Annotated in this window: 15 protein-coding genes; 4 read left to right on the top strand and 11 right to left on the bottom strand. The window is 69.3% G+C overall.

Annotated elements, in window-relative coordinates:
* Positions 1-34: 34 nt before the first annotated feature.
* From haaN to ACGF8A_RS03050, 5 genes are all read right to left on the bottom strand, one after another.
* Positions 35-514, bottom strand: coding sequence for a cyclophane-containing RiPP N-acetyltransferase HaaN (gene haaN / locus ACGF8A_RS03070; RefSeq protein WP_393103602.1), 480 nt, complete (start codon positions 512-514; stop codon positions 35-37).
* 92 nt (positions 515-606) lie between these two features.
* The gene (locus ACGF8A_RS03065) at positions 607-1767 is read right to left on the bottom strand and encodes an FxsB family cyclophane-forming radical SAM/SPASM peptide maturase (RefSeq protein WP_393103600.1); all 1161 of its coding nucleotides are present in this window, start codon (positions 1765-1767) and stop codon (positions 607-609) included.
* A gap of 13 nt (positions 1768-1780) precedes the next feature.
* Positions 1781-1984: a HaaA family cyclophane-containing RiPP peptide gene (haaA, locus tag ACGF8A_RS03060; RefSeq protein ID WP_393103598.1), complete on the bottom strand. Its 204-nt coding sequence runs from the start codon at positions 1982-1984 to the stop codon at positions 1781-1783.
* A gap of 139 nt (positions 1985-2123) precedes the next feature.
* Positions 2124-4877: a cyclophane-containing RiPP biosynthesis TPR protein HaaT gene (haaT, locus tag ACGF8A_RS03055; RefSeq protein ID WP_393103596.1), complete on the bottom strand. Its 2754-nt coding sequence runs from the start codon at positions 4875-4877 to the stop codon at positions 2124-2126.
* A 310-nt stretch (positions 4878-5187) separates the two neighbouring features.
* Positions 5188-6957 (bottom strand): hypothetical protein, encoded by a 1770-nt coding sequence (locus ACGF8A_RS03050; RefSeq protein WP_393103594.1) that lies wholly within the window; start codon positions 6955-6957, stop codon positions 5188-5190.
* Between the two features lie 828 nt (positions 6958-7785).
* Between ACGF8A_RS03050 and ACGF8A_RS03045 the strand changes: the two genes are divergently transcribed.
* Positions 7786-8043, top strand: coding sequence for a type II toxin-antitoxin system Phd/YefM family antitoxin (locus tag ACGF8A_RS03045; protein WP_393103592.1), 258 nt, complete (start codon positions 7786-7788; stop codon positions 8041-8043).
* A 10-nt stretch (positions 8044-8053) separates the two neighbouring features.
* The gene (locus ACGF8A_RS03040; RefSeq protein ID WP_067029017.1) at positions 8054-8314 is read left to right on the top strand and encodes a Txe/YoeB family addiction module toxin; all 261 of its coding nucleotides are present in this window, start codon (positions 8054-8056) and stop codon (positions 8312-8314) included.
* Positions 8315-8570: 256 nt separating this feature from the next.
* Here ACGF8A_RS03040 and ACGF8A_RS03035 read toward each other — a convergent pair whose 3' ends face one another.
* Both ACGF8A_RS03035 and ACGF8A_RS03030 read right to left on the bottom strand, forming a co-directional pair.
* Complete coding sequence (locus tag ACGF8A_RS03035) at positions 8571-9011, bottom strand: UPF0158 family protein (RefSeq protein WP_393103590.1); 441 nt, start codon at positions 9009-9011, stop codon at positions 8571-8573.
* A gap of 145 nt (positions 9012-9156) precedes the next feature.
* The gene (locus ACGF8A_RS03030; RefSeq protein WP_393103588.1) at positions 9157-9684 is read right to left on the bottom strand and encodes a YbjN domain-containing protein; all 528 of its coding nucleotides are present in this window, start codon (positions 9682-9684) and stop codon (positions 9157-9159) included.
* Between the two features lie 134 nt (positions 9685-9818).
* Here ACGF8A_RS03030 and ACGF8A_RS03025 point away from each other — a divergent pair, with 134 nt between their 5' ends.
* A complete protein-coding gene (locus ACGF8A_RS03025; protein WP_393103586.1) occupies positions 9819-10376 on the top strand; it encodes a hypothetical protein in 558 nt (185 codons plus the stop codon).
* 33 nt (positions 10377-10409) lie between these two features.
* Here ACGF8A_RS03025 and clpB read toward each other — a convergent pair whose 3' ends face one another.
* Together clpB and ACGF8A_RS03015 are read right to left on the bottom strand one after the other, a co-directional pair.
* Entirely contained in the window at positions 10410-13007 is a 2598-nt protein-coding gene (gene clpB, locus ACGF8A_RS03020) for an ATP-dependent chaperone ClpB (RefSeq protein ID WP_393103584.1), read from the bottom strand.
* Between the two features lie 298 nt (positions 13008-13305).
* On the bottom strand, positions 13306-13641 hold the full coding sequence (locus ACGF8A_RS03015; RefSeq protein WP_393103582.1) for a hypothetical protein: 336 nt from the start codon (positions 13639-13641) through the stop codon (positions 13306-13308).
* A 289-nt stretch (positions 13642-13930) separates the two neighbouring features.
* On the opposite strand from ACGF8A_RS03015, the gene ACGF8A_RS03010 reads away from it, so the two are divergent.
* The gene (locus ACGF8A_RS03010; RefSeq protein WP_393103580.1) at positions 13931-14944 is read left to right on the top strand and encodes a helix-turn-helix transcriptional regulator; all 1014 of its coding nucleotides are present in this window, start codon (positions 13931-13933) and stop codon (positions 14942-14944) included.
* 101 nt (positions 14945-15045) lie between these two features.
* Here ACGF8A_RS03010 and ACGF8A_RS03005 read toward each other — a convergent pair whose 3' ends face one another.
* Both ACGF8A_RS03005 and ACGF8A_RS03000 read right to left on the bottom strand, forming a co-directional pair.
* The gene (locus tag ACGF8A_RS03005; RefSeq protein WP_393103578.1) at positions 15046-16092 is read right to left on the bottom strand and encodes a LuxR C-terminal-related transcriptional regulator; all 1047 of its coding nucleotides are present in this window, start codon (positions 16090-16092) and stop codon (positions 15046-15048) included.
* Positions 16093-16384: 292 nt separating this feature from the next.
* On the bottom strand, positions 16385-17494 hold the full coding sequence (locus tag ACGF8A_RS03000) for a substrate-binding domain-containing protein (protein ID WP_393103576.1): 1110 nt from the start codon (positions 17492-17494) through the stop codon (positions 16385-16387).
* Positions 17495-17725: the final 231 nt, after the last annotated feature.

The following is a 17725-nucleotide window of genomic DNA, read 5'->3' as shown; positions in this document are numbered from 1 at the left end:
GCAGCGCTCTACTTCCACTGGCCTCGTACCACCCTCACGCCTTGCTGGAGTCGACCCGGTAGACGATCTTCCCGTCGGACTCGGTGAACCCGCGCGACTCGTAGAAGGCCCGTGCGCCTGGGTTGTCGCGGTCGGCCATCCATTCCACCCGGCTGCAGCCGGGGCGCGCGGCGGCCAAGGCGCGGAGTTCGTCCATGAGGCGAGCACCGATGCCCTGCCGACGCAGGGTGTCGCGGACGTAGAGCTCCTTCAGGAACAGGGAATGCGAGGAACCGGCGGCCGGCCAGAGGAAGGAATACGCGGCGAGGCCCATAATGCCCCCGGTCTCGTCCTCGACGAGCAGGGCGGAAGCCAGCGGTGGCACGCCGAAGAGGGCTTCTTCCACCTGGAGGCGGCGCTCCTCGATCGGCTGGATATCTGTGTCGGTCGCCCCGTAGAACCGCTCGATCTCCTCGATCAGCTCGGCCACGGCCGAGACGTCCCGCTTCTCCGCCGGGCGAATCATCACGCTCATCGGCGCCTCCTGTCGTTCCTCGGTAGCTTCGGTCGCTGCTGCACTCGTTCGTTCCAACGCGTGATCCCCTCCTGGCGGTACGGCACACGCGTCTACGGCGACGAGGCGGCCTGCGCGTAGGGGCTCCAGCCGTGCTGCCGCAGGGAGCTCTGAACGTGTCGGATGAGGTACTCCAGGTCCGCGCAGTAGACAGACGGGTTCCGATAGCCCTGGGCTTCGCTGAAGCGGTGCGGGAGGTAGCCACCGCCGCACACGTCCACGAGTGGGCAGGCGCGGCACTGCTCGGCGAGCGCCTCTTTGCCGTGCTGCCGGTGCAGCAGCTTCGGGTGCGACAGCGCTTCGTCGAAGGAGTGTCGAAGGACGTCGAGCCCGAGCCAGGAGGCGCCCTCCCCGACCGACCGCAGGGTATCCACGGCCTCGATGGAGCCGTCGGACTCGATCACGACGCTCGTCGGCGGGGCCAGGCCGAGTGTCTCCACCGAGCCGCGCACGCCAGAGCTGAGGGCCACGATGTCCTCCAGCATCCGGACGCTGTGCCGATACTCGGGCCGGGCGAGCCAGGCGTCGTACACCCTGCTCATCCACAGCCCGTACTCGGGCACGCTCGGGTCGGAGCGGTGCGGCGGGTCGTCGTGGGTCGCGTGCGGCAGGCCGAAGTCGATCACCGGCGGTTCGAACGCCGCCAGGTAGTCGTGGACCTCCACAGGGTCGTTGGCCAGGTCCACGACGGCGAGCAGCCCCGCGAACTGGTGTGGCCGCGACCGCAGGAGTTCGATACCGCGCACGGCGGAGGCGGCACTCGACCGCCCGGCGTGGGTCAGCCGGTGCCGGTCATTCGCAGGTGGCGGCCCGTCGAGGCTGACGCCGACCGCGACCTCGTACCGCTCGAAGAGGTCCAGCCAGGCACCGGACAGAAGCGTCCCGTTGGTCTGGAGCTCGAAGAGGACCCGGGTCCCGGACGGCGCGGCGTCCCGGACGGCCTCCAGCAGACCGGCCATGTGCCCGACGCCAACGAGAAGCGGCTCTCCACCGTGCAGTACGACGTGGATGGTCCGAAGGCGGTGTGCGGAGGCGTGCTCACCGATCCGCCGGGCCGCAGCCTGGGCCACAGCGAGGTCCATTCGGGCGGGCAGGCGCCGCGCCGCCTGGTCCTTGGAGTTGAAGACGAAGCAGTAGTCGCAGTCGATGTTGCAGCGGTTGGCGACCTTGAGGATGAACGTCCGGAAAGGAACGGGGACTTCGGGTTCTGTCATCGAGCGGACGCGCTCACAGCGGCCAGGGCCAGATGAGCGAGGCCGCGTGGGCACCGTCGCCGACCCGGCCCGTCGCGCCCTCCTCTGCCTCCAGCCGTTGCCGGACGCGGGCGGCCACGCGGTCCAGGACGGCGGTTCCGGCCGCCGTCGGCTCCGTGGACGCCGGCCCGGCGGGCGTGATGGTGCGTGGCTCGGTGACGGACGTGGGTGACGGCATCCAACGCTCCTCGTGAGGTACGTGCCAGAGGTGGCACGGTGCGACGGGGTTGAAGCGACAGATCAGCCGGAAATGTAGCATCCTCAACCACCCACCTGGCACGGGAAATTCGGCCACATGGTCGGCGTCAACCGGACCGCTACACCAGCAACCGTTCGATGTCGTCCACGGACGCGCTCACTCCCAACCGCCGGTACACGGTCACGGCGGCCCGCAGCGAATCCACGCCGTGACCTGGCCCGTCAACCGTCCAGTCACAGCGGCCGATGCCCTCCAGCGCCCGCGCCTCCTCCAGCGGGCAGCGGATGTCCCGCGCGAGCGTGAGCGCCTGACCAAAGTGCCCGCGGGCGGCCGTCGGCTCATCGGAGGTGAACAGCAGCATCCCCCAGTGGTTCAGTACCTCTGCCTCGCCGCACCGGTCGCCCAGGCCTCTCAGGATCTCCAAGCCGCGTTGGAACGCCTCGATCGCGCCGTCGCGCTCACCGACGATGCCGCGCGCCACGCCCAGCTCGCTCAGCGAGGCGGCCTCACCCCCGCGGCTGCCGAGCTCGCGGTAGGCGTCCAGGGCCTCCACCAGAAGCCGGATCGCCTCTGCCGCATCCCCAGTCACACGCTCCACGACGCCAAGGTGACGGACGCTGGTCGCACAGCCGAACCGCTCACCGAGCTCGGTGAAGTGCGTCAGAGCCTGGCTGTGTGCCGTCCGCGCTGCCTCGGTGTCTCCGGTCAGCCGTCGGACGACGCCCAACTCGTTCAGCGCGTAAGCCTGGTGCACGCGGTCGTCCAGCTCCAGGTAGATGTCGAACGCTTCCTGGTGATGCCGCGCGGCCAGGCCGTACGCGCCCATAAGGCTGTGCACGACACCCAGATCCCGCAGGGAGTTCGCCTCCCCGTACCGGTCACCGAGTTCTCGGTAGATCGCCAGCGCCTCGGTCTGGGCCTCCACCGCAGCGTCGAACCGGCTCATCTGCCGGTGTGTCATGCCGAGATCGGCAAGCGCGTTCGCCTGTCCGAGCCGGTTGCCCAGCTCACGGTAGAGGGCGAGGGCCTCGGTCTGGGCGCGGGCCGCGTCCTCGTTGTCCGCGGTCAGGTACCAAACGATGCCGAGCTGGTTGAGTGCGTCCGCCTTGCCGCGCCGGTGGTCGACCGCTTCGTACGCCGTCACGGCGTCATTGAGGGCCTCGATCGCCTGTGGGTAGGCGGCCATGAAGCGGCGTACGACACCCAGCTCGGCGAGAGCATCGCCCCGCGCCCGCTGGTCGCCGGTGTGGCGGGCGGCCTCGGCGGCGGTCCGGTGGAGCCCGACGGCCTGGTCCCAGGGGCCGGCCTGGCGCAGGAAGGGCGCCATGGCCGCGGCGAGCCGGACCACGAGGTCGTACAGGGCGAGGCCGTTCGCCCGCCGGACGCAGGCCAGGATGTTGGCCCGCTCGGTCTCCAGCCAGCTCAGGGCATCCGCCCGCCCCTCCAGGGCCGGGGTCTCCACCCGCGAGGCGTCGTCCGGAGCCGGTGGCACCGCGGCGCCGCTGCGCACGATGTGCCCGTTCGCGACGACGAGAGCGGCCAGGTAGTAGGTGCACACACGCTGGACGGCCTGTACGTGATCCATGCTGTCTCCCTCGCCAGCGAGACCGCGAGCGTAGTCGCGCAAGAGATCGTGCAGCCGGTAGCGACTCCCCGGTTGCTCGTCGATCAGGTGGTCGTCGTAGAGCGCCTCAAGGTGCCGACGGGCCACCACGACCGAGACGTCACCAAGAGCCGCACCGACGTGCGGGTCGAGATCGGTTCCGGGGAAGAAGCCGACTTGTCGGAAGAAGCCCTGCCGGTCCGGCGCGAGATCCCGGTAGGAGAGATCGAAGGTCGCGGTGACGGCTCGTTCCCCGGCTCGCAGCTCTCCCAGCCGGTCCCGCGCCGCCACCAGCCGCCCGCGCAGGTCCTCGGCGGTCCAGGACGGATGGTGCCGCAGCCGTGCCGCGAGAAGCGACACGCCCAGCGGCAGGCACCCGGCCAGCCGCACCAACTCGTCCACCACATCCCGGCCGAGAGCGTCGGCCGGCCGCCCGCTGAGCCGTACGAAGAGTTCGACCGCGTGATCCGGCGGCAGTGCGTCCACCGACATGACCACCTCCTCGTTCGCCACCAGCCGCTTGCGACTGGTCACCAACACCAGACACCCACTCCCACCGGGGAGCAGTGGCTCCAACTGTCGGTAGCTGGCAGCGTTGTCGAGAATCAGCAGCGCCTTCTTGCCCGCGAGCCTGCTCCGCCACATGGCGGCCCGAGCCTCCGTGACCGCTCCGACGTCGTCACCGACGGGAATCTGCTGCGTCGGCACGCCGGCAGCCGCGAGAAGCGAGGCAAGCGCCTCGCCGGCCTGCACCGGAGTACGCCCCGGCGTGTGCCCGTTGAGGTTCACGAAGAGCTGTCCGTCTGGGAACCGCTCGGAGAGCAGGTGGCCGGCGTGCACGGCGAAGGTGGTCTTCCCGACGCCGGGCATGCCGTCGATCACGTGAACGGGCAGCCCCTCGCCACTCTCCTGTGAGGCCCGCACCGAGCCCACCAGTCGCTCCAGCTCCGCGGCACGGTCGGTGAACGCGGCGGTGTCGCGAGGCAACGAACGCAGCACCTGGGCGGCCCCTGGCCCTGCTCCATCCTCCGGTCGGCCCGGAGGGGTGGGAGGCCGCGTCTCGGAGAGCCCGGCGAGCAGGGCCGTCAGCCCCGCCATCGTCACGCCCAACACGACGAACGAGAACCAGGCGTGCTCCTGTAACCACCCCAGCCAGCCCGGCCACCGCGACTCATCGGACACGGCGTTCGTGACGAGCCCGACCAGCATGGTGGTCACAGCGCCGCCTCCGGCGACGACGGCGATCGCGATCCCGCGCCGGAGTCTCATACGGAGGCCCCAACAGCAGCCAGGGGAGCGGCCGATTCCACCCTGGTGCCGCTGACGAGACACCACGCACTGCCAACCGACCTGGTCACGAAGGCAACCCCCGAGTAGAACTCCCCAACTTCCCTAACGGAACAATCCTCCGTAGACCTTGGTCAAGGGCGCGTCTGAGCCACGGCGTGCACCAGTTGCCGCAAGGCGCGCGGGCCCACGGCCACCGCACCATCTTCAGAAGTCCACGCAACCCTTGATGATCACGCAGTGGCTGCTTCCCTATCGGCCCCAGCCACGAACTGGTCAATCGGCTTGGGGCCTACTCGGCATCGCACGTCGTGGCCTCGGATCCAGTCGGTTCGGTAGACCTCGTGCCAGCACTCTCGCTCTTCTTGCCCGCCTCGATGGGGGCGTAGCGCCGCCGTTGCAGCTCATCGCGTTCAACGTTCGGGATTGTCATCGACTCGGCAAGCACGGCGGCAAGCGCGCCCACTTGAGTGTTGTCGATGTCAGTGTGGAAGAGCCACCGGATGTTCTCGTCGCGCGTGATGAGGTCGATCGCCAAGCGCGCGCTTCTGTCCTGTGTGGTCGTTGCTCGGACGTATCGCACTTGATCAATCGGGATGTCCTGACGGATCTCGGCTTGCTCAAGGAATGCGTTCGTCTTGGCCGTGATGATGCGGCGATCCGTGACGGTGACCAGTGTCTTCGCCGCAGCCTTGTCCCTGGCTGCCGCCAATTTCTCCTTCGCTCCGCCGACGATCGCAGAAATGGGACCAAGGGCATCGAGCTGGTCGGGAAAGCCGAGGACACGCAGGGTCTCACCGTCCTCGAGGAGCCATCGCAGGATGCGAAGGTACGGCTCTGGATCCAGCGATTCGGGTGCGCAGACGACGCCCGGAGCCTCGAGCGGAGGGGCCGGCGGATGGAGAGCGTCGGCAAGAGGCTCGATCGCCTTCAGAAGACGGGCGGAGGTTTCCCGGGCCGCCTTCACGTCCTTCCGCTTCCCCGGCAGCGGCCATGCGTCCGGTCCGGGGAGCTCGGCGGTGATCCGCAGCTCCCGCGTCAGCGCGTCGACGAGGCTCGTCGACTCGGCGAGAGCGGAGTCGAACTCCGCGCGGGTGTCGCGCGCGATGACCTCGGCGTACTGCGCCTCGGCGGCGTCTTCGCGTCCAGCGGCTCTCGCCCTCGCGGCGCGGAGCGCGTGGTACCCGGTCCATGCCTTGAGGGAGGACAGGAGAGCGTAGGCGTCGAAGGCGATCGCCTCGGTGTTCGTCTGCAGATACTCACGGTGGCCGCGTGCGTCGGCCCGACCGATCTGCCTGACGTGGTCGCGGACGTTCCCCTGGTAGAGCTCAAGCTGCTTCTGCAGCAGCGCTCCACTGCCCGCGACGTCCTCCCACAAGGACGTCGGGACCGATTCGATCTCTCGCGCCTGGTCGACCGCGCGATCGACGGCGGCGACGAGCCCCGTCAGTTCGGCCCACTGATCCTTGCGGATGGTGGTGAGGACCTGGCTTGTCACCGCGAGGTTGGTCCTGACGAGGCCCGAGACCTCACTCAGCATCATCTGAAGGCCGACCATGGCCAGCGCCGGCCCGATCGAGGCCGCGGTCTGCGCCTTGCTCACCGCATTCACGGAGTAGAAGCGGGCCTGACGCAGGATGCGGCCAGGAACCATCACCGCTCCGAGGTTCCCGCCATCCTTGACGGCGAGCGTCGCGCCGCTGTTCAGCAGGGCCTGTGCCGTGGCGTCGATCCTGTAGAGCCCCTGCACACTGGCGAACGCGTTTCCGAGATTGCCGACCACGGTTGCCGCGTTCCCGATAGAGGCGAGGATCGCTGAGATCTGCTTGCGGTCGGCAGCCGGGACGATCCCGAAGTCGATCAGATCGGGCTTCAGCTCCGGCGGGACCTCACCGGCGACGACAGCCACCCCTGGGAGCACCTCCACCAGGACCGTCGACGCCGTCGTCGAGTCGATGTCCGAGTTGGACGTCGGATCGTCCACAACAGGTGAGTCGGCGGTATTGCTCCGGCCGTTCTCCTCAGGATCGGCGATCTCCGTCGAGTCCGAAGAGTCCTGCATGCGATCTCCTCCCCCGCAGTCGCGCGCAACAGCCGGACCTCGTCGGCGTTGACTGCCGAAGTCTACGGCTCAACGCCCTGCGGTTCAGCCCGAATCCGCCGGGTTGATTCCGGACTGGCTGTCGCCGGGCATGGGTGCACCCGGCGGCGCGGAATCGCTCCCGGCGGCGCTTGTCGGTCACTCCAAGCAGGGCTACCACCAGCCGAAATTCCTTCACTCGCCCGTTTCACGACAGATTGTCGATCTTTGTCAGCTGTGCGGGCGGTTGCCCGGGGGTGATCAGGACCGCCGAAGTGCGCGTCGGCCGGATGCTGGCCCGCACGCCCTCGGGGCGCAGGTTCGGCCGTTCCGGGCTGGGAGTGCGCTCCCGGGCGATCCATGTGCGCCAGTCGGCGCCCCACGCTGCGGCTGGGCGGGGCGCCCACGTCGCCCGGTAGGTGCGCCACTTCTCGTCGGCCGCCCGCAGGCCGTGCTCGCCGAGTCGGGCGAGGTGCCCGTCGTGGCCCAGCCAGGCCCAGGTGGCGTCGTCGATCTCCCACTGGGCGGCGGTGATGAGGGAAGCAGAGCTGCCACCGCGAGGCGGGCGCCCCCTTCGTCCGTTTCGCCTTCTGCAAACGCACTGAGGTGTTGGCGGACGCGGCGGAACAGCTCCGCAAGGCGTTCGCGCACTGACCGCCGCCCTATGGGACGGCCGCCGCATCCCTCTTCGCCTGCCGTCCCGCCACGGAACTCTCGTGCCCGGAACCGCCCGGTGACGGCCGTCAGTCTGCCGCTTGCCACACCACAGGCACCGACGTACAGTTTCTTGTACGTCAAGGAGGGTTGATCGTGAAGACCATGACCTATTCCGAGTCGCGCGCACGGTACGCCGAGGTGCTCAACTCCGTCACCGACGACCGCGAAGAGGTCGTCATCACCCGGGCCGGACGCGAGCCGGTCGTCATAGTCTCCCTTGAGGACTACGAGTCCCTGAAGGAGACGGCGTACCTGCTGCGGAGCCCGGTCAACGCGCGACGCCTGCTCGCGTCCATCGACGAGCTGGAAAGCGGCGGCGGCACCGTACGCGAGCTGGCGACCGACGAATAAGGGCCGCAAGTTGAAGATCACCTTCTCCTCCCGCGCCTGGGAGGACTATCTGTGGTGGCAGCTTCAGGACCGGAAGATCCTGAAGCGCATCAACACGCTCATCGCGGACATCGCCCGGAACGGCAACGAGGGGATCGGCAAACCGGAACCGCTCAAGCACGGATTCCAGGGCTACTGGTCGCGCCGTATCAACGACGAGCACCGGCTGATCTACAAGGCCACCGAGGACGGTGTCCTGATCGCACAGTGCCGCTACCACTACGAAAGCTGACCTGCCGTGCGCTGCCGGAGCGCTGCACTGGCCGCTGACAGCCACAGACGTACCGGTATATGCACCGGGCACTCGGCCTCGTTGCTTCGAGCCTCCGCGCACCGCTCTCGGCTGCCGCCTGGTCGACCGGGACACCGGTGATCGACGGTCATCACGCAGCCCGCCTGTCGGCGGACACGCTTCACTCGGCGATCAACCGGCGCCGCCAGGCCCGGTGACAGCGCCCCGGATTATCCAGGCCAGAGGCAGCAAAGAGTCATACCGGCCCCGAAGGATTCGAACCCGAGCTGGGCTCCACGAGGAAGGTGACGTGCGGGCAGTCGCCCTCCTCGGCCAGCCAGGCGCGGGTCCGGCCGCGCTGTCGCTCATCGCGGAACCGGTGGTACGGGCTCCAGGAGCGCTCGTCACCGGCGAGGACGTCCTTGAAGCGCCGGAAGGCTCCCCGCCCACCGATGGCGATCCGCAGCCGGTCGGCAAGGGCGGCGTCCTCGACCTCTTCGATGAACAGCTCCATGTCCCGGTAACCGGCCCGGGACCCCACAGCCGGCACGTACAGCCAGCGCTCGGGATCGTCGTCTTCCTCGGCCTCGAACCCAGGCCCCAGCTCATCGGTAAACGCGGGCCGGCACTCCCCGGTGGACAGATCGATCCGGCCACCGGACTCGGCCGGGTCGCCCTCCAGCAGCATGGCGAGCATCTCCAGATCGACCGCGAGCGGGCGCAGGACGCCGCGTCTCCCGTGGCCGCGCGTCGGAACCCGGCCTCGAAGACAGCGAAGCCCGGCCCGGGCACCCGGCCGTGCGGCCGGTGTCCTGACCGGGCTCTCGGGGCCCCGGGCCGCCCTACTCCTCGTCCTCGGGCTTGTCCGAGTCGTTGATCTCCTTCTCCAGGCCGAGCTGCTCGACCAGCCAGCGGTCGAACTCGATCGCCGCGCGCACCCAGCTGACCGTCGAGGAGACGAAGAACTCCAGGTTGACGCCGGTGCCGATCAGCATCTGGGCCTCACCGATGAGGCGGACGGTGCCGTCGTCGTGGGTGTGGCTGTAGAGCTTCGGCCACAGGGTCCGCCGGTTCCAGTCGTCGATGGACTCCAGAAGCTGCGGCTTCTCGTCGATCGGGTGGGGGCGGTCGTAGAAGGTCCGCACCGAGAAGACCTGCTGGTCACCCTCGCCGCGGAACATGAAGTACGTACGGAACTGCTCCCACGGCGCCGCGAGGTCACCCTCTTCGTCGACGACGTACTTCAGCTCCATCTGGTCGAGGAGCTGCTTCACAAGGTCCTGATCCGGGACGACGGGGCCCGCCGGTCCTTGGGGCTCGGGCTGGGGCTTGCCCCCGAAGTTCGGAATCGAGGACGGGTCGATGGTCACCGTGAATTTCCCTTCGTACGGATTCCGCCATCCTCCCCCATGCGGGGAGGGGGGTGGCAAGCCCCGCCGTAGTCTGTCCGCCGTCGGCGGACTTGATCCGGCCGGTCGGCCGGTGCGGGCAGGGGGCGGGGACCGTGACAGAGGTACGGGACGACGCGGCGACGGGGCGGGATGAGGCCCGGGGCCGCGCCTGGCGGGGAATCTTCGCGGCCGTCGCGGCCGTGCCGGTGCTGATCGTGGGCGTCCTCGTCGTGGGCGTGCCGGCCTTGCTCCTGACCGACGACGAGGAGGTCGGCAGGTACGTCGCCGAGAAGGCCGGCTGCGCCGAGGCGCTGGCCTTCGGCGGGGCCGCGCTGCCGGAGGGCGCCCGCATCGAGTCGTGCACGGTGACGCACGGGACCGACCCGGGTTACCGGGCCGTCTTCCGGATGCCGCGCGCGAACGTGCGCGGCTGGCTGGCCGGCAGCTACCCAGACGCCCCGGAGCCCCGACGGGCCTGCGCGAGCTCCGACGCCGACCTGTGTCTCGGCCTCCGCCGCTCGGACGCCCTGCCGGGGGACGCCGGCGCGCACGGGGTCCAGGTGGAGATCGCGCACCAGGACGCCGAGACCGCGCTGGTGAGCTTCTCGGCGTTCACGATCTGCCCCGGCTGTCAGCACGGCCCGCCGAGAAGCTCACCGGCCGGCGGCTAGGTGCGCTGTCCGGACAGCACACCCAGGGCTCACCTAGAGCGTCTTGCCCGTCGCCGGTCCCACGATCAGGCCCTCGCCGAAGGTGTCCACGCGGACCGTGTCGCCGTCCTTGATCTCGCCGGAGAGGATCTCCCTGGCGAGCCGGTCGCCGATGGCGGTCTGGACGAGGCGGCGCAGCGGGCGGGCCCCGTAGGCCGGGTCCATGCCCTCGTCGGCGAGCCAGGCCAGCGCCTCGTCGGTGATCTCCAGGGTGAGCCGGCGTTCGGCGAGCCGCTTCGCCAGCCGGTCGATCTGGAGGCGGGCGATCCGGCTCAGCTCCTCCTTGTTCAGCGCGGAGAAGACGACCAGGTCGTCGAGGCGGTTGAGGAACTCGGGCTTGAACGACGACCGGACCACCTCCAGCACCTGTTCCCTCTTCTCCTCCTCGCTGCTGATCGGGTCCACAAGGAACTGGCTTCCCAGGTTGGAGGTCAGCACCAGGATGGCGTTGCGGAAGTCCACCGTCCGCCCCTGACCGTCCGTCAGCCTGCCGTCGTCCAGCACCTGGAGGAGGATGTCGAAGACCTCCGGGTGCGCCTTCTCCACCTCGTCGAGGAGTACGACGCTGTACGGGCGGCGCCGCACCGCCTCCGTCAGCTGGCCGCCCTCCTCGTAGCCGACGTATCCGGGCGGGGCGCCGACGAGGCGGGCGACGCTGTGCTTCTCGCCGTACTCGCTCATGTCGATGCGGACCATGGCCCGCTCGTCGTCGAAGAGGAAGTCGGCGAGCGCCTTGGCGAGTTCGGTCTTGCCGACGCCGGTGGGGCCGAGGAAGAGGAAGGAGCCGGTGGGCCGGTCCGGGTCGGCGATGCCGGCGCGGGAGCGCCGCACGGCGTCGGACACGGCACGCACGGCCTCGCTCTGGCCGATGAGCCGCCTGCCGATCTCCTCCTCCATGCGCAGCAGCTTCTGCGTCTCGCCCTCCAGCAGCCGGCCGGCCGGGATGCCGGTCCAGGAGGCCACGACGTCCGCGATGTCGTCGGAGCCGACCTCCTCCTTGACCATGGTGTCCTTGGCGACCTCCTCCTCGGCCTCCGAGGCCGCCTCCAGGTCCCGCTCCACGCCCGGGATCTCGCCGTACAGCAGCTTGCTCGCGGTGTCGAAGTCGCCGTCACGCTGGGCGCGTTCGGCCTGCCCGCGCAGTTCGTCGAGCTTCTCCTTCAGCTCACCGACCCGGTTGAGGGACTGCTTCTCCTTCTCCCAGCGGGCGTTCAGGCCGCGCAGCTCCTCCTCCTTGTCGGCGAGGTCGCGGCGCAGCTTGTCCAGTCGCTCGCGGGAGGCCGCGTCGGTCTCCTTGCTGAGGGCGAGCTCCTCCATCTTCAGCCGGTCGACGGCCCGCTGGAGTTCGTCGATCTCGACGGGCGAGGAGTCGATCTCCATGCGGAGCCGGGAGGCGGCCTCGTCGACGAGGTCGATGGCCTTGTCGGGCAGGAAGCGGGAGGTGATGTACCGGTCGGACAGGGTCGCGGCGGCGACCAGCGCGCTGTCCGCGATCTGCACCTTGTGGTGGGCCTCGTAGCGGCCCTTGAGTCCGCGCAGGATGGCGATGGTGTCCTCGACGCTGGGCTCGGCGACCAGCACCTGCTGGAAGCGCCGCTCCAGCGCCGGGTCCTTCTCGATCCGCTCGCGGTACTCGTCGAGCGTGGTCGCGCCGACCATGCGCAGTTCCCCGCGGGCCAGCATGGGCTTGAGCATGTTTCCGGCGTCCATGGCCGAATCACCGCCGGCGCCGGCGCCCACGACGGTGTGCAGTTCGTCGATGAAGGTGATGATCTGCCCGTCGGAGTCCTTGATCTCGGCGAGCACGGTCTTCAGCCGCTCCTCGAACTCGCCGCGGTACTTCGCCCCGGCGACCATGGCGCCGAGGTCCAGCGCGACGAGCCGCTTGTTGCGCAGGGACTCGGGCACGTCGCCCTTGACGATCCGCTGGGCGAGCCCTTCGACGACGGCGGTCTTGCCCACGCCCGGTTCGCCGATCAGAACGGGGTTGTTCTTGGTGCGCCGGGACAGCACCTGCACCACGCGCCGGATCTCCTGGTCCCGCCCGATGACGGGGTCGAGCTTGCCCTCGCGGGCGGCGGCGGTGAAGTCGGTCCCGAACTTCTCCAGGGCCTTGTACGAACCCTCGGGGTCGGCGTTCGTGACCCGGCGGCCGCCGCGTGCCTTGCGGAATGCCTCCAGCAGCTTCCTCGCGTCGGCGCCCTGCCGGCTCAGCACCTCTCCGGCGGCCCCGCCCTTGGCGGCCACGCCGATCAGCAGGTGCTCCGTCGAGACGTACTCGTCCCCGAGGTCCTGGGCCCTGGCCTGGGCGTCGGCGATCACGGCGAGCAACTCGCGGTTCGGCTGCGGGGGCGCGACGGTGGATCCGGTCACGCTGGGCAGCTGGGCGAGGACCTTCTCGGTGCCGGCGCGTACGGCCGCCTGGTCGGCCTCCACGGCGGCGAGCAGGTCGGTGACGTTCTCGTTCTCCCGCCCCTGGAGCAGAGCCAGGAGCAGGTGCGCGGGGGTGAGGTCGGGGTGTCCCCCGGTCACGGCCCGGTTGCCGGCCGCGTTGATCGCGTCCCGGCTCCGGTTGGTCAGCTCGGCGTCCACGTGTCCGTTCTCCTCCTTGCGTGAGCGACTGACTCAGGCAACTTCCACAAAGTTGAGTCTATTCCACTCAAGGGAATGGGTGGGAACGACTCGGGGCCTTTATGGGGTACCCGGAGGAAGCCCTGAACGCGCCAACGCCGGCGAGTGGCACTTTTCGGCCACACTCGAACGCGTGCCGATAACCCGGGATAGCGGGAAAAATCCGCAAAAAACTGCAGCGGCGTCACCGTGTTCAGGTCACGGTGACGCCGCTGCGGGGGGAAGCACCTGAGCGATCTGTTACGACGGGGGAATCGCGTCAGGCACTGCGGGGGGTGGCCGAGATGGTCATGGGGCCGGACGGCTCCGGCTCCGCGAGACGATGGTCCCGCTGGTCCAGGTTCACAAAGATCATTCCGTACCGGATGGCACACCGTACCGGCTGCGGCGCCCCCCGAGGCCGCCGCAGACACCGGTACGCCCGTACGTCTCCGTCGTCGTCACGGGTGACGACGACGGGCTCGCCGAACACGGTCACCATCAACGAGTCACCGCTGTGGGGGATGGCGGTGGCCAGGTCGATGAAGTGCCAGCCGGAGCGGTAGGCGGTGGCCATCTCTCTACGGAATGAGCGGTCGTCGGGTGGAGTGGCCATGGTCAGTCCCACGTGGTGTCAGCCGGGAACGCCAGAGCGTCTCCATCACCGGACACCACTGATGCTGACCGCGCAACGTCCGTCACCGCGTCACTGCTCGCGCCCGAGAGGCCATTCAGTGCTCCGAAGGCCACAACGGCGGAGAAGGCGGCGACAAGCACCGAGCGAAGCATTCTCTTACGCATAGTCGGCTTCGTCCTCACTTGAAGGTCCCCTCTTCCCCCGTCGGATAAGACGATGGCTCATTCAGGCACGTCATGGCCACACAATCGATGCATCATGTTCCTGCATGTTCAGGACCCTGGGGGGTGGAGATTTGGCATCGAATGGGACGAAGGCGACGCATCCTCACGCGGTGACCGAGCTGTGTGACGAAGGCGGTCGTCTCTATGCCAACGCCCTCCGTACAGGACGTATCGCCCGTACGGAGGTGGAAGCCGCGCCCTGCCTCATGGAGTTCGCCCTGCTCCACCCCGACCCGGACGACCCGAACTGGCTGGTGCCGCTGCCGCCGTCCGTCGCCCTGGCCCAGCGGCTCAATCCCATTGAGCGCGAGATCACCGAGCGCAGGCGGACGTCGATCGAACTGGCGGACGCCTTCGAGCCGTTCATGGCCCTCAGCGCCCAGCAGATCACGCCCGCGCACTCGATCACCGTGCTGGAGGGCCTGGACCGGATCAACGACGCGCTCGACCTGGCCACCGCCCAGTGCCGGTCCGAGGTGCTCACGGTGCAGCCGAGCCGGGGCAAGCGCCCCGAGAACCGGCTCATCGAGGCGATGGAACGCGACCGCACGCTCATCGAGCGCGGGGTGCGGATCCGGACGCTCTATCAGCACACCGCCCGCTACAGCCCCGAACGACTGGCCTACATGGAGCAGTTCGCCGACGGGAAGGCGGAGTACCGCACCATCGACGAACTGGTCGAGCGGCTCATCATCTGCGACGAGAGCGTGGCCTTCATCCCGGTCCGCGACGACCGCCAGGTCGCTCTGGAACTGCGTCATCCCGGCCTGGTCAGCTACCTGGTCAAGGTGTTCGAGTTCATGTGGAGCCGCGCGGTGCCGCTCAGCGCCGGCGCCCCCTACGAGACCGCCCCCGACGGCATCTCCGAGATCCAGTACTCCATCGCCAAGCTGCTCGTGGAGGGCCACGTGGACGAGGCCATCGCACGGCGCCTGGGCATGAACGTCCGCACCTGCCGGGCCCACATCGCCAAGCTGGCCACCGCCCTGGGCAGCGGCAGCCGCGCCCAGCTCGGCTACCTCATCGCGCAGTCGGGGATGCTGGAGCGCGACCACTGAGACCTGGGAGCGCGACCACTGAGACCCGGAGCGGGACCACTGCGGCCCGGAGCGGGCCCGCTGAGGCCCTGGGAGCGGGGCCATCCCCCGCTCCCAGGGCCTCAGCGGGCCGTCGGAGAACCCTGATTCGCCGAGCCCTGCTCAGGAACGCCGAGTTCTGCGGCCGAGAGCGGACGGGCCTGGCCGTCGAGGCCGACCTGCGCTATCCGCACGCCCAGTTGCGTCCGGCTCGCCGCCCCGAGCGTCTCGGAGAGGCGGGCGATATGGGCCCGGCAGGTGCGGACGCTGATCCCCAGCCGCTCCGCGATCACCGCGTCCTGGTGCCCCTCCGCCAGCAGTGCCGCGATCGACTGCTCGCGGTGGGAGATGCCCTCGATGCCGGTGTCCGGCAGCGCCGCGGTGAGCGGGATCGCCAGGCGCCACAGCCGCTCGAAGACCGTCACCAGGTACTCCACCAGCGCCGGGTGACGCAGTTCCAGAGCCATCGTGCGGTCGGCGTTCGCGGGGATGAAGGCCACCGTGCGGTCGAAGAGGATCAGGCGGTCGATGACCTCGTCCAGGGTGCGGGCCTCGACCGCCTCCCCCATCAGCTCCAGGTAGTTCAGCAGGCCCTGCCCGTGCCGCGCGACGTGGTTGTACAGGTCGCGCATCCGCACGCCCCGCCCTCGTAGCTCCAGCGCCCGGTGCAGGCCCTCCGACAGCTCGTGCTCGCGCCGGATGCCTCCGGGCTGCACGGTGAGCACCTCGGTGGTGCACGCCGCCGTCGCCTCGTCCAGCGCCGCCTGGATACGCGAGGGCCCGTCCAGCACGCGGATCGCCACACCCTCGGAGGAGGACGCCTGACCGCCCAGACCGGCGTACCACTCGAAGGCCGCCACCGCCGAGCCCATCCGCCGCTGACTGGCGCTCATCTCGTCGTACACCCCGCGCAGCAGCCGGGTCATGACCTCCTGCGGGGAGGTCGGGACGAGCCAGTCCATGTCGTCGGGGTCGGGGTGCAGCAGGGCGAGTTCCAGCAGACAGGGCACCGGTTCCGCGTCGCGGCGCGCCACACGGCCCCGCCGTACGGCCCGGGAATACACGCGATCCCCGGCCTCGCACAGTCGGTCAGCACCATGCGGATGCTCGTCCGTCCCGTGCCCGGCCATGGCCCATTCCACCCCCGGTTCCAGCGTCTTCCGCAGCGCAACTATGCGCGGACCGGACCTGCTCCGCAACACGGCTCGCTCCAGGGTGACCGTGGGAAACCGCCGCTATGGCCAGTTTTCTCCCTCCCCCCGCCTGTCGCCTCGCAACAAGCCGGCGGGGGTGTGCTCCGGCCCCCGCCAGGGTGGCCGCCGCCGGGCCACCGCGCCCGGGTCCGGCCCGGAAGAATGACCGAAGGGGCGGCGCGCCGCAGGCGCGAACCACCCCTTCACCCGTGCGCGGAAGCGGGCGCCGCTACCTGAGCCCGATCGCCGCGCAGGCTTCCTTGTACTCGGCCGTGCAGATGTCCGACACCTTGTGGATGCCGTCCGCGACGACGGTGTCCTTGATGTTCTCCCGGGTCAGCGCGACCACCGACACCAGCTGGGCCGGGATGCCCTTGTGGGTCGGGCTGTCGACCCGGTCGCGGGCGAGGGCGTCGAACTGGATGTCCCTGCTCTGCACCTTGGCCACGGCCATCTCGGCGGCGGCCTCGGCCTCCTGCGGGTAGGACTTGTAGACGCTCATGTACTGCTCGCCGGAGACGATCCGCTGCACGCCCGCGAGTTCCGCGTCCTGCCCGGTGATCGGCGGCAGTTCGGTCACGCCGGCCGCCTCCATCGCCTTGATGACGCCGCCCGCCATGCCGTCGTTGGCGGAGTAGACGGCGACGATGTTGTCCTTGCCGATCTTCTGGATCGCCTCGGCCATGTTGGCCTCGGCGTTCTCCGGCTTCCAGTCCTTGGTGTCGAAGGACTGGGCGATCGTCACCTTGCCGCTCAGCTCGGACAGCGCGCCCTGCTTGAACTGCTTGGCGTTCGGGTCGGTGGGCGAGCCGTTCATCATGACGATCTTGTCGGAGCTGTCGATCTCGCTGCCCAGCGCGTCGATCAGGGACCGGCCCTGGACCTCGCCTACGAGTTCGTTGTCGAAGGAGATGTAGGCGTCGATGGGGCCCTCGGCGAGCCGGTCGTAGGCGATGACCGGGATGCCCGCCTCCTTGGCCTTCTCCACACCGCCCGCGATGGCGTGCGCGTCCACGGCGTCCAGCAGGATGACGTCGACCTGTTCGTCGATCATCTGCTGCATCTGGCTGGCCTGCTTGTTGGCGTCCGCGTCGGCGTTGGCGTACCGGACCTCGCCCTGGTTCTTGGTGAGGACGGCCACCCGCTCCTTGATGATGGGGTAGTCGAACTTGTCGTAGCGCGTGTTCGCCGTCTCGGGCAGCAGCAGGCCCACGGTGATGTCGTTGCCCTTGGTGGGGCTCGCGTCGCTGCTTTCCCCCGTCGCCCCCAGCACGCCACAGCCTGTCAGCGACAGGGTCAACGACGAGGCGACCACGGATATGGCGATACGACGACGCATGGATGAGCCCACTTCTGCTGCTTCCGGAGGTGGCCGCGGCGTTGCGGCCCGGATGACTGAAAAGCCAACGCGTCGGCGCCCCTCAGCGTCAAGGGGAATCACTTAACGAGATGGCAACATCACGTTCCGCTTAGCTCGTGGACACACCGCGAAACCCTCTCCCGAGAGCCTTCACCAGCCCTCCACCCACGAGGAGTTGGGACGCTCCGCTCGATGCCCGCAGCGAGCACC

Source organism: Streptomyces sp. NPDC047706, assembly GCF_043204795.1.
GTDB lineage: Bacteria > Actinomycetota > Actinomycetes > Streptomycetales > Streptomycetaceae > Streptomyces.
The sequence above is the reverse complement of the archived record's forward strand: the minus strand, read 5'-3'. Positions and strand labels throughout refer to the sequence as shown.

What these genes read in the sequence shown, in the direction of transcription:
- haaN (WP_393103602.1), bottom strand. Translation starts at nt 514, where the DNA reads ATGAGCGTGATGATTCGCCCGGCGGAGAAGCGGGACGTCTCGGCCGTG.
- ACGF8A_RS03065 (WP_393103600.1), bottom strand. Translation starts at nt 1,767, where the DNA reads ATGACAGAACCCGAAGTCCCCGTTCCTTTCCGGACGTTCATCCTCAAG.
- haaA (WP_393103598.1), bottom strand. Translation starts at nt 1,984, where the DNA reads ATGCCGTCACCCACGTCCGTCACCGAGCCACGCACCATCACGCCCGCC.
- haaT (WP_393103596.1), bottom strand. Translation starts at nt 4,877, where the DNA reads ATGAGACTCCGGCGCGGGATCGCGATCGCCGTCGTCGCCGGAGGCGGC.
- ACGF8A_RS03050 (WP_393103594.1), bottom strand. Translation starts at nt 6,957, where the DNA reads ATGCAGGACTCTTCGGACTCGACGGAGATCGCCGATCCTGAGGAGAAC.
- ACGF8A_RS03035 (WP_393103590.1), bottom strand. Translation starts at nt 9,011, where the DNA reads ATGCTCGCCATGCTGCTGGAGGGCGACCCGGCCGAGTCCGGTGGCCGG.
- ACGF8A_RS03015 (WP_393103582.1), bottom strand. Translation starts at nt 13,641, where the DNA reads ATGGCCACTCCACCCGACGACCGCTCATTCCGTAGAGAGATGGCCACC.
- ACGF8A_RS03010 (WP_393103580.1), top strand. Translation starts at nt 13,931, where the DNA reads ATGTTCAGGACCCTGGGGGGTGGAGATTTGGCATCGAATGGGACGAAG.
- ACGF8A_RS03005 (WP_393103578.1), bottom strand. Translation starts at nt 16,092, where the DNA reads ATGGCCGGGCACGGGACGGACGAGCATCCGCATGGTGCTGACCGACTG.
- ACGF8A_RS03000 (WP_393103576.1), bottom strand. Translation starts at nt 17,494, where the DNA reads ATGCGTCGTCGTATCGCCATATCCGTGGTCGCCTCGTCGTTGACCCTG.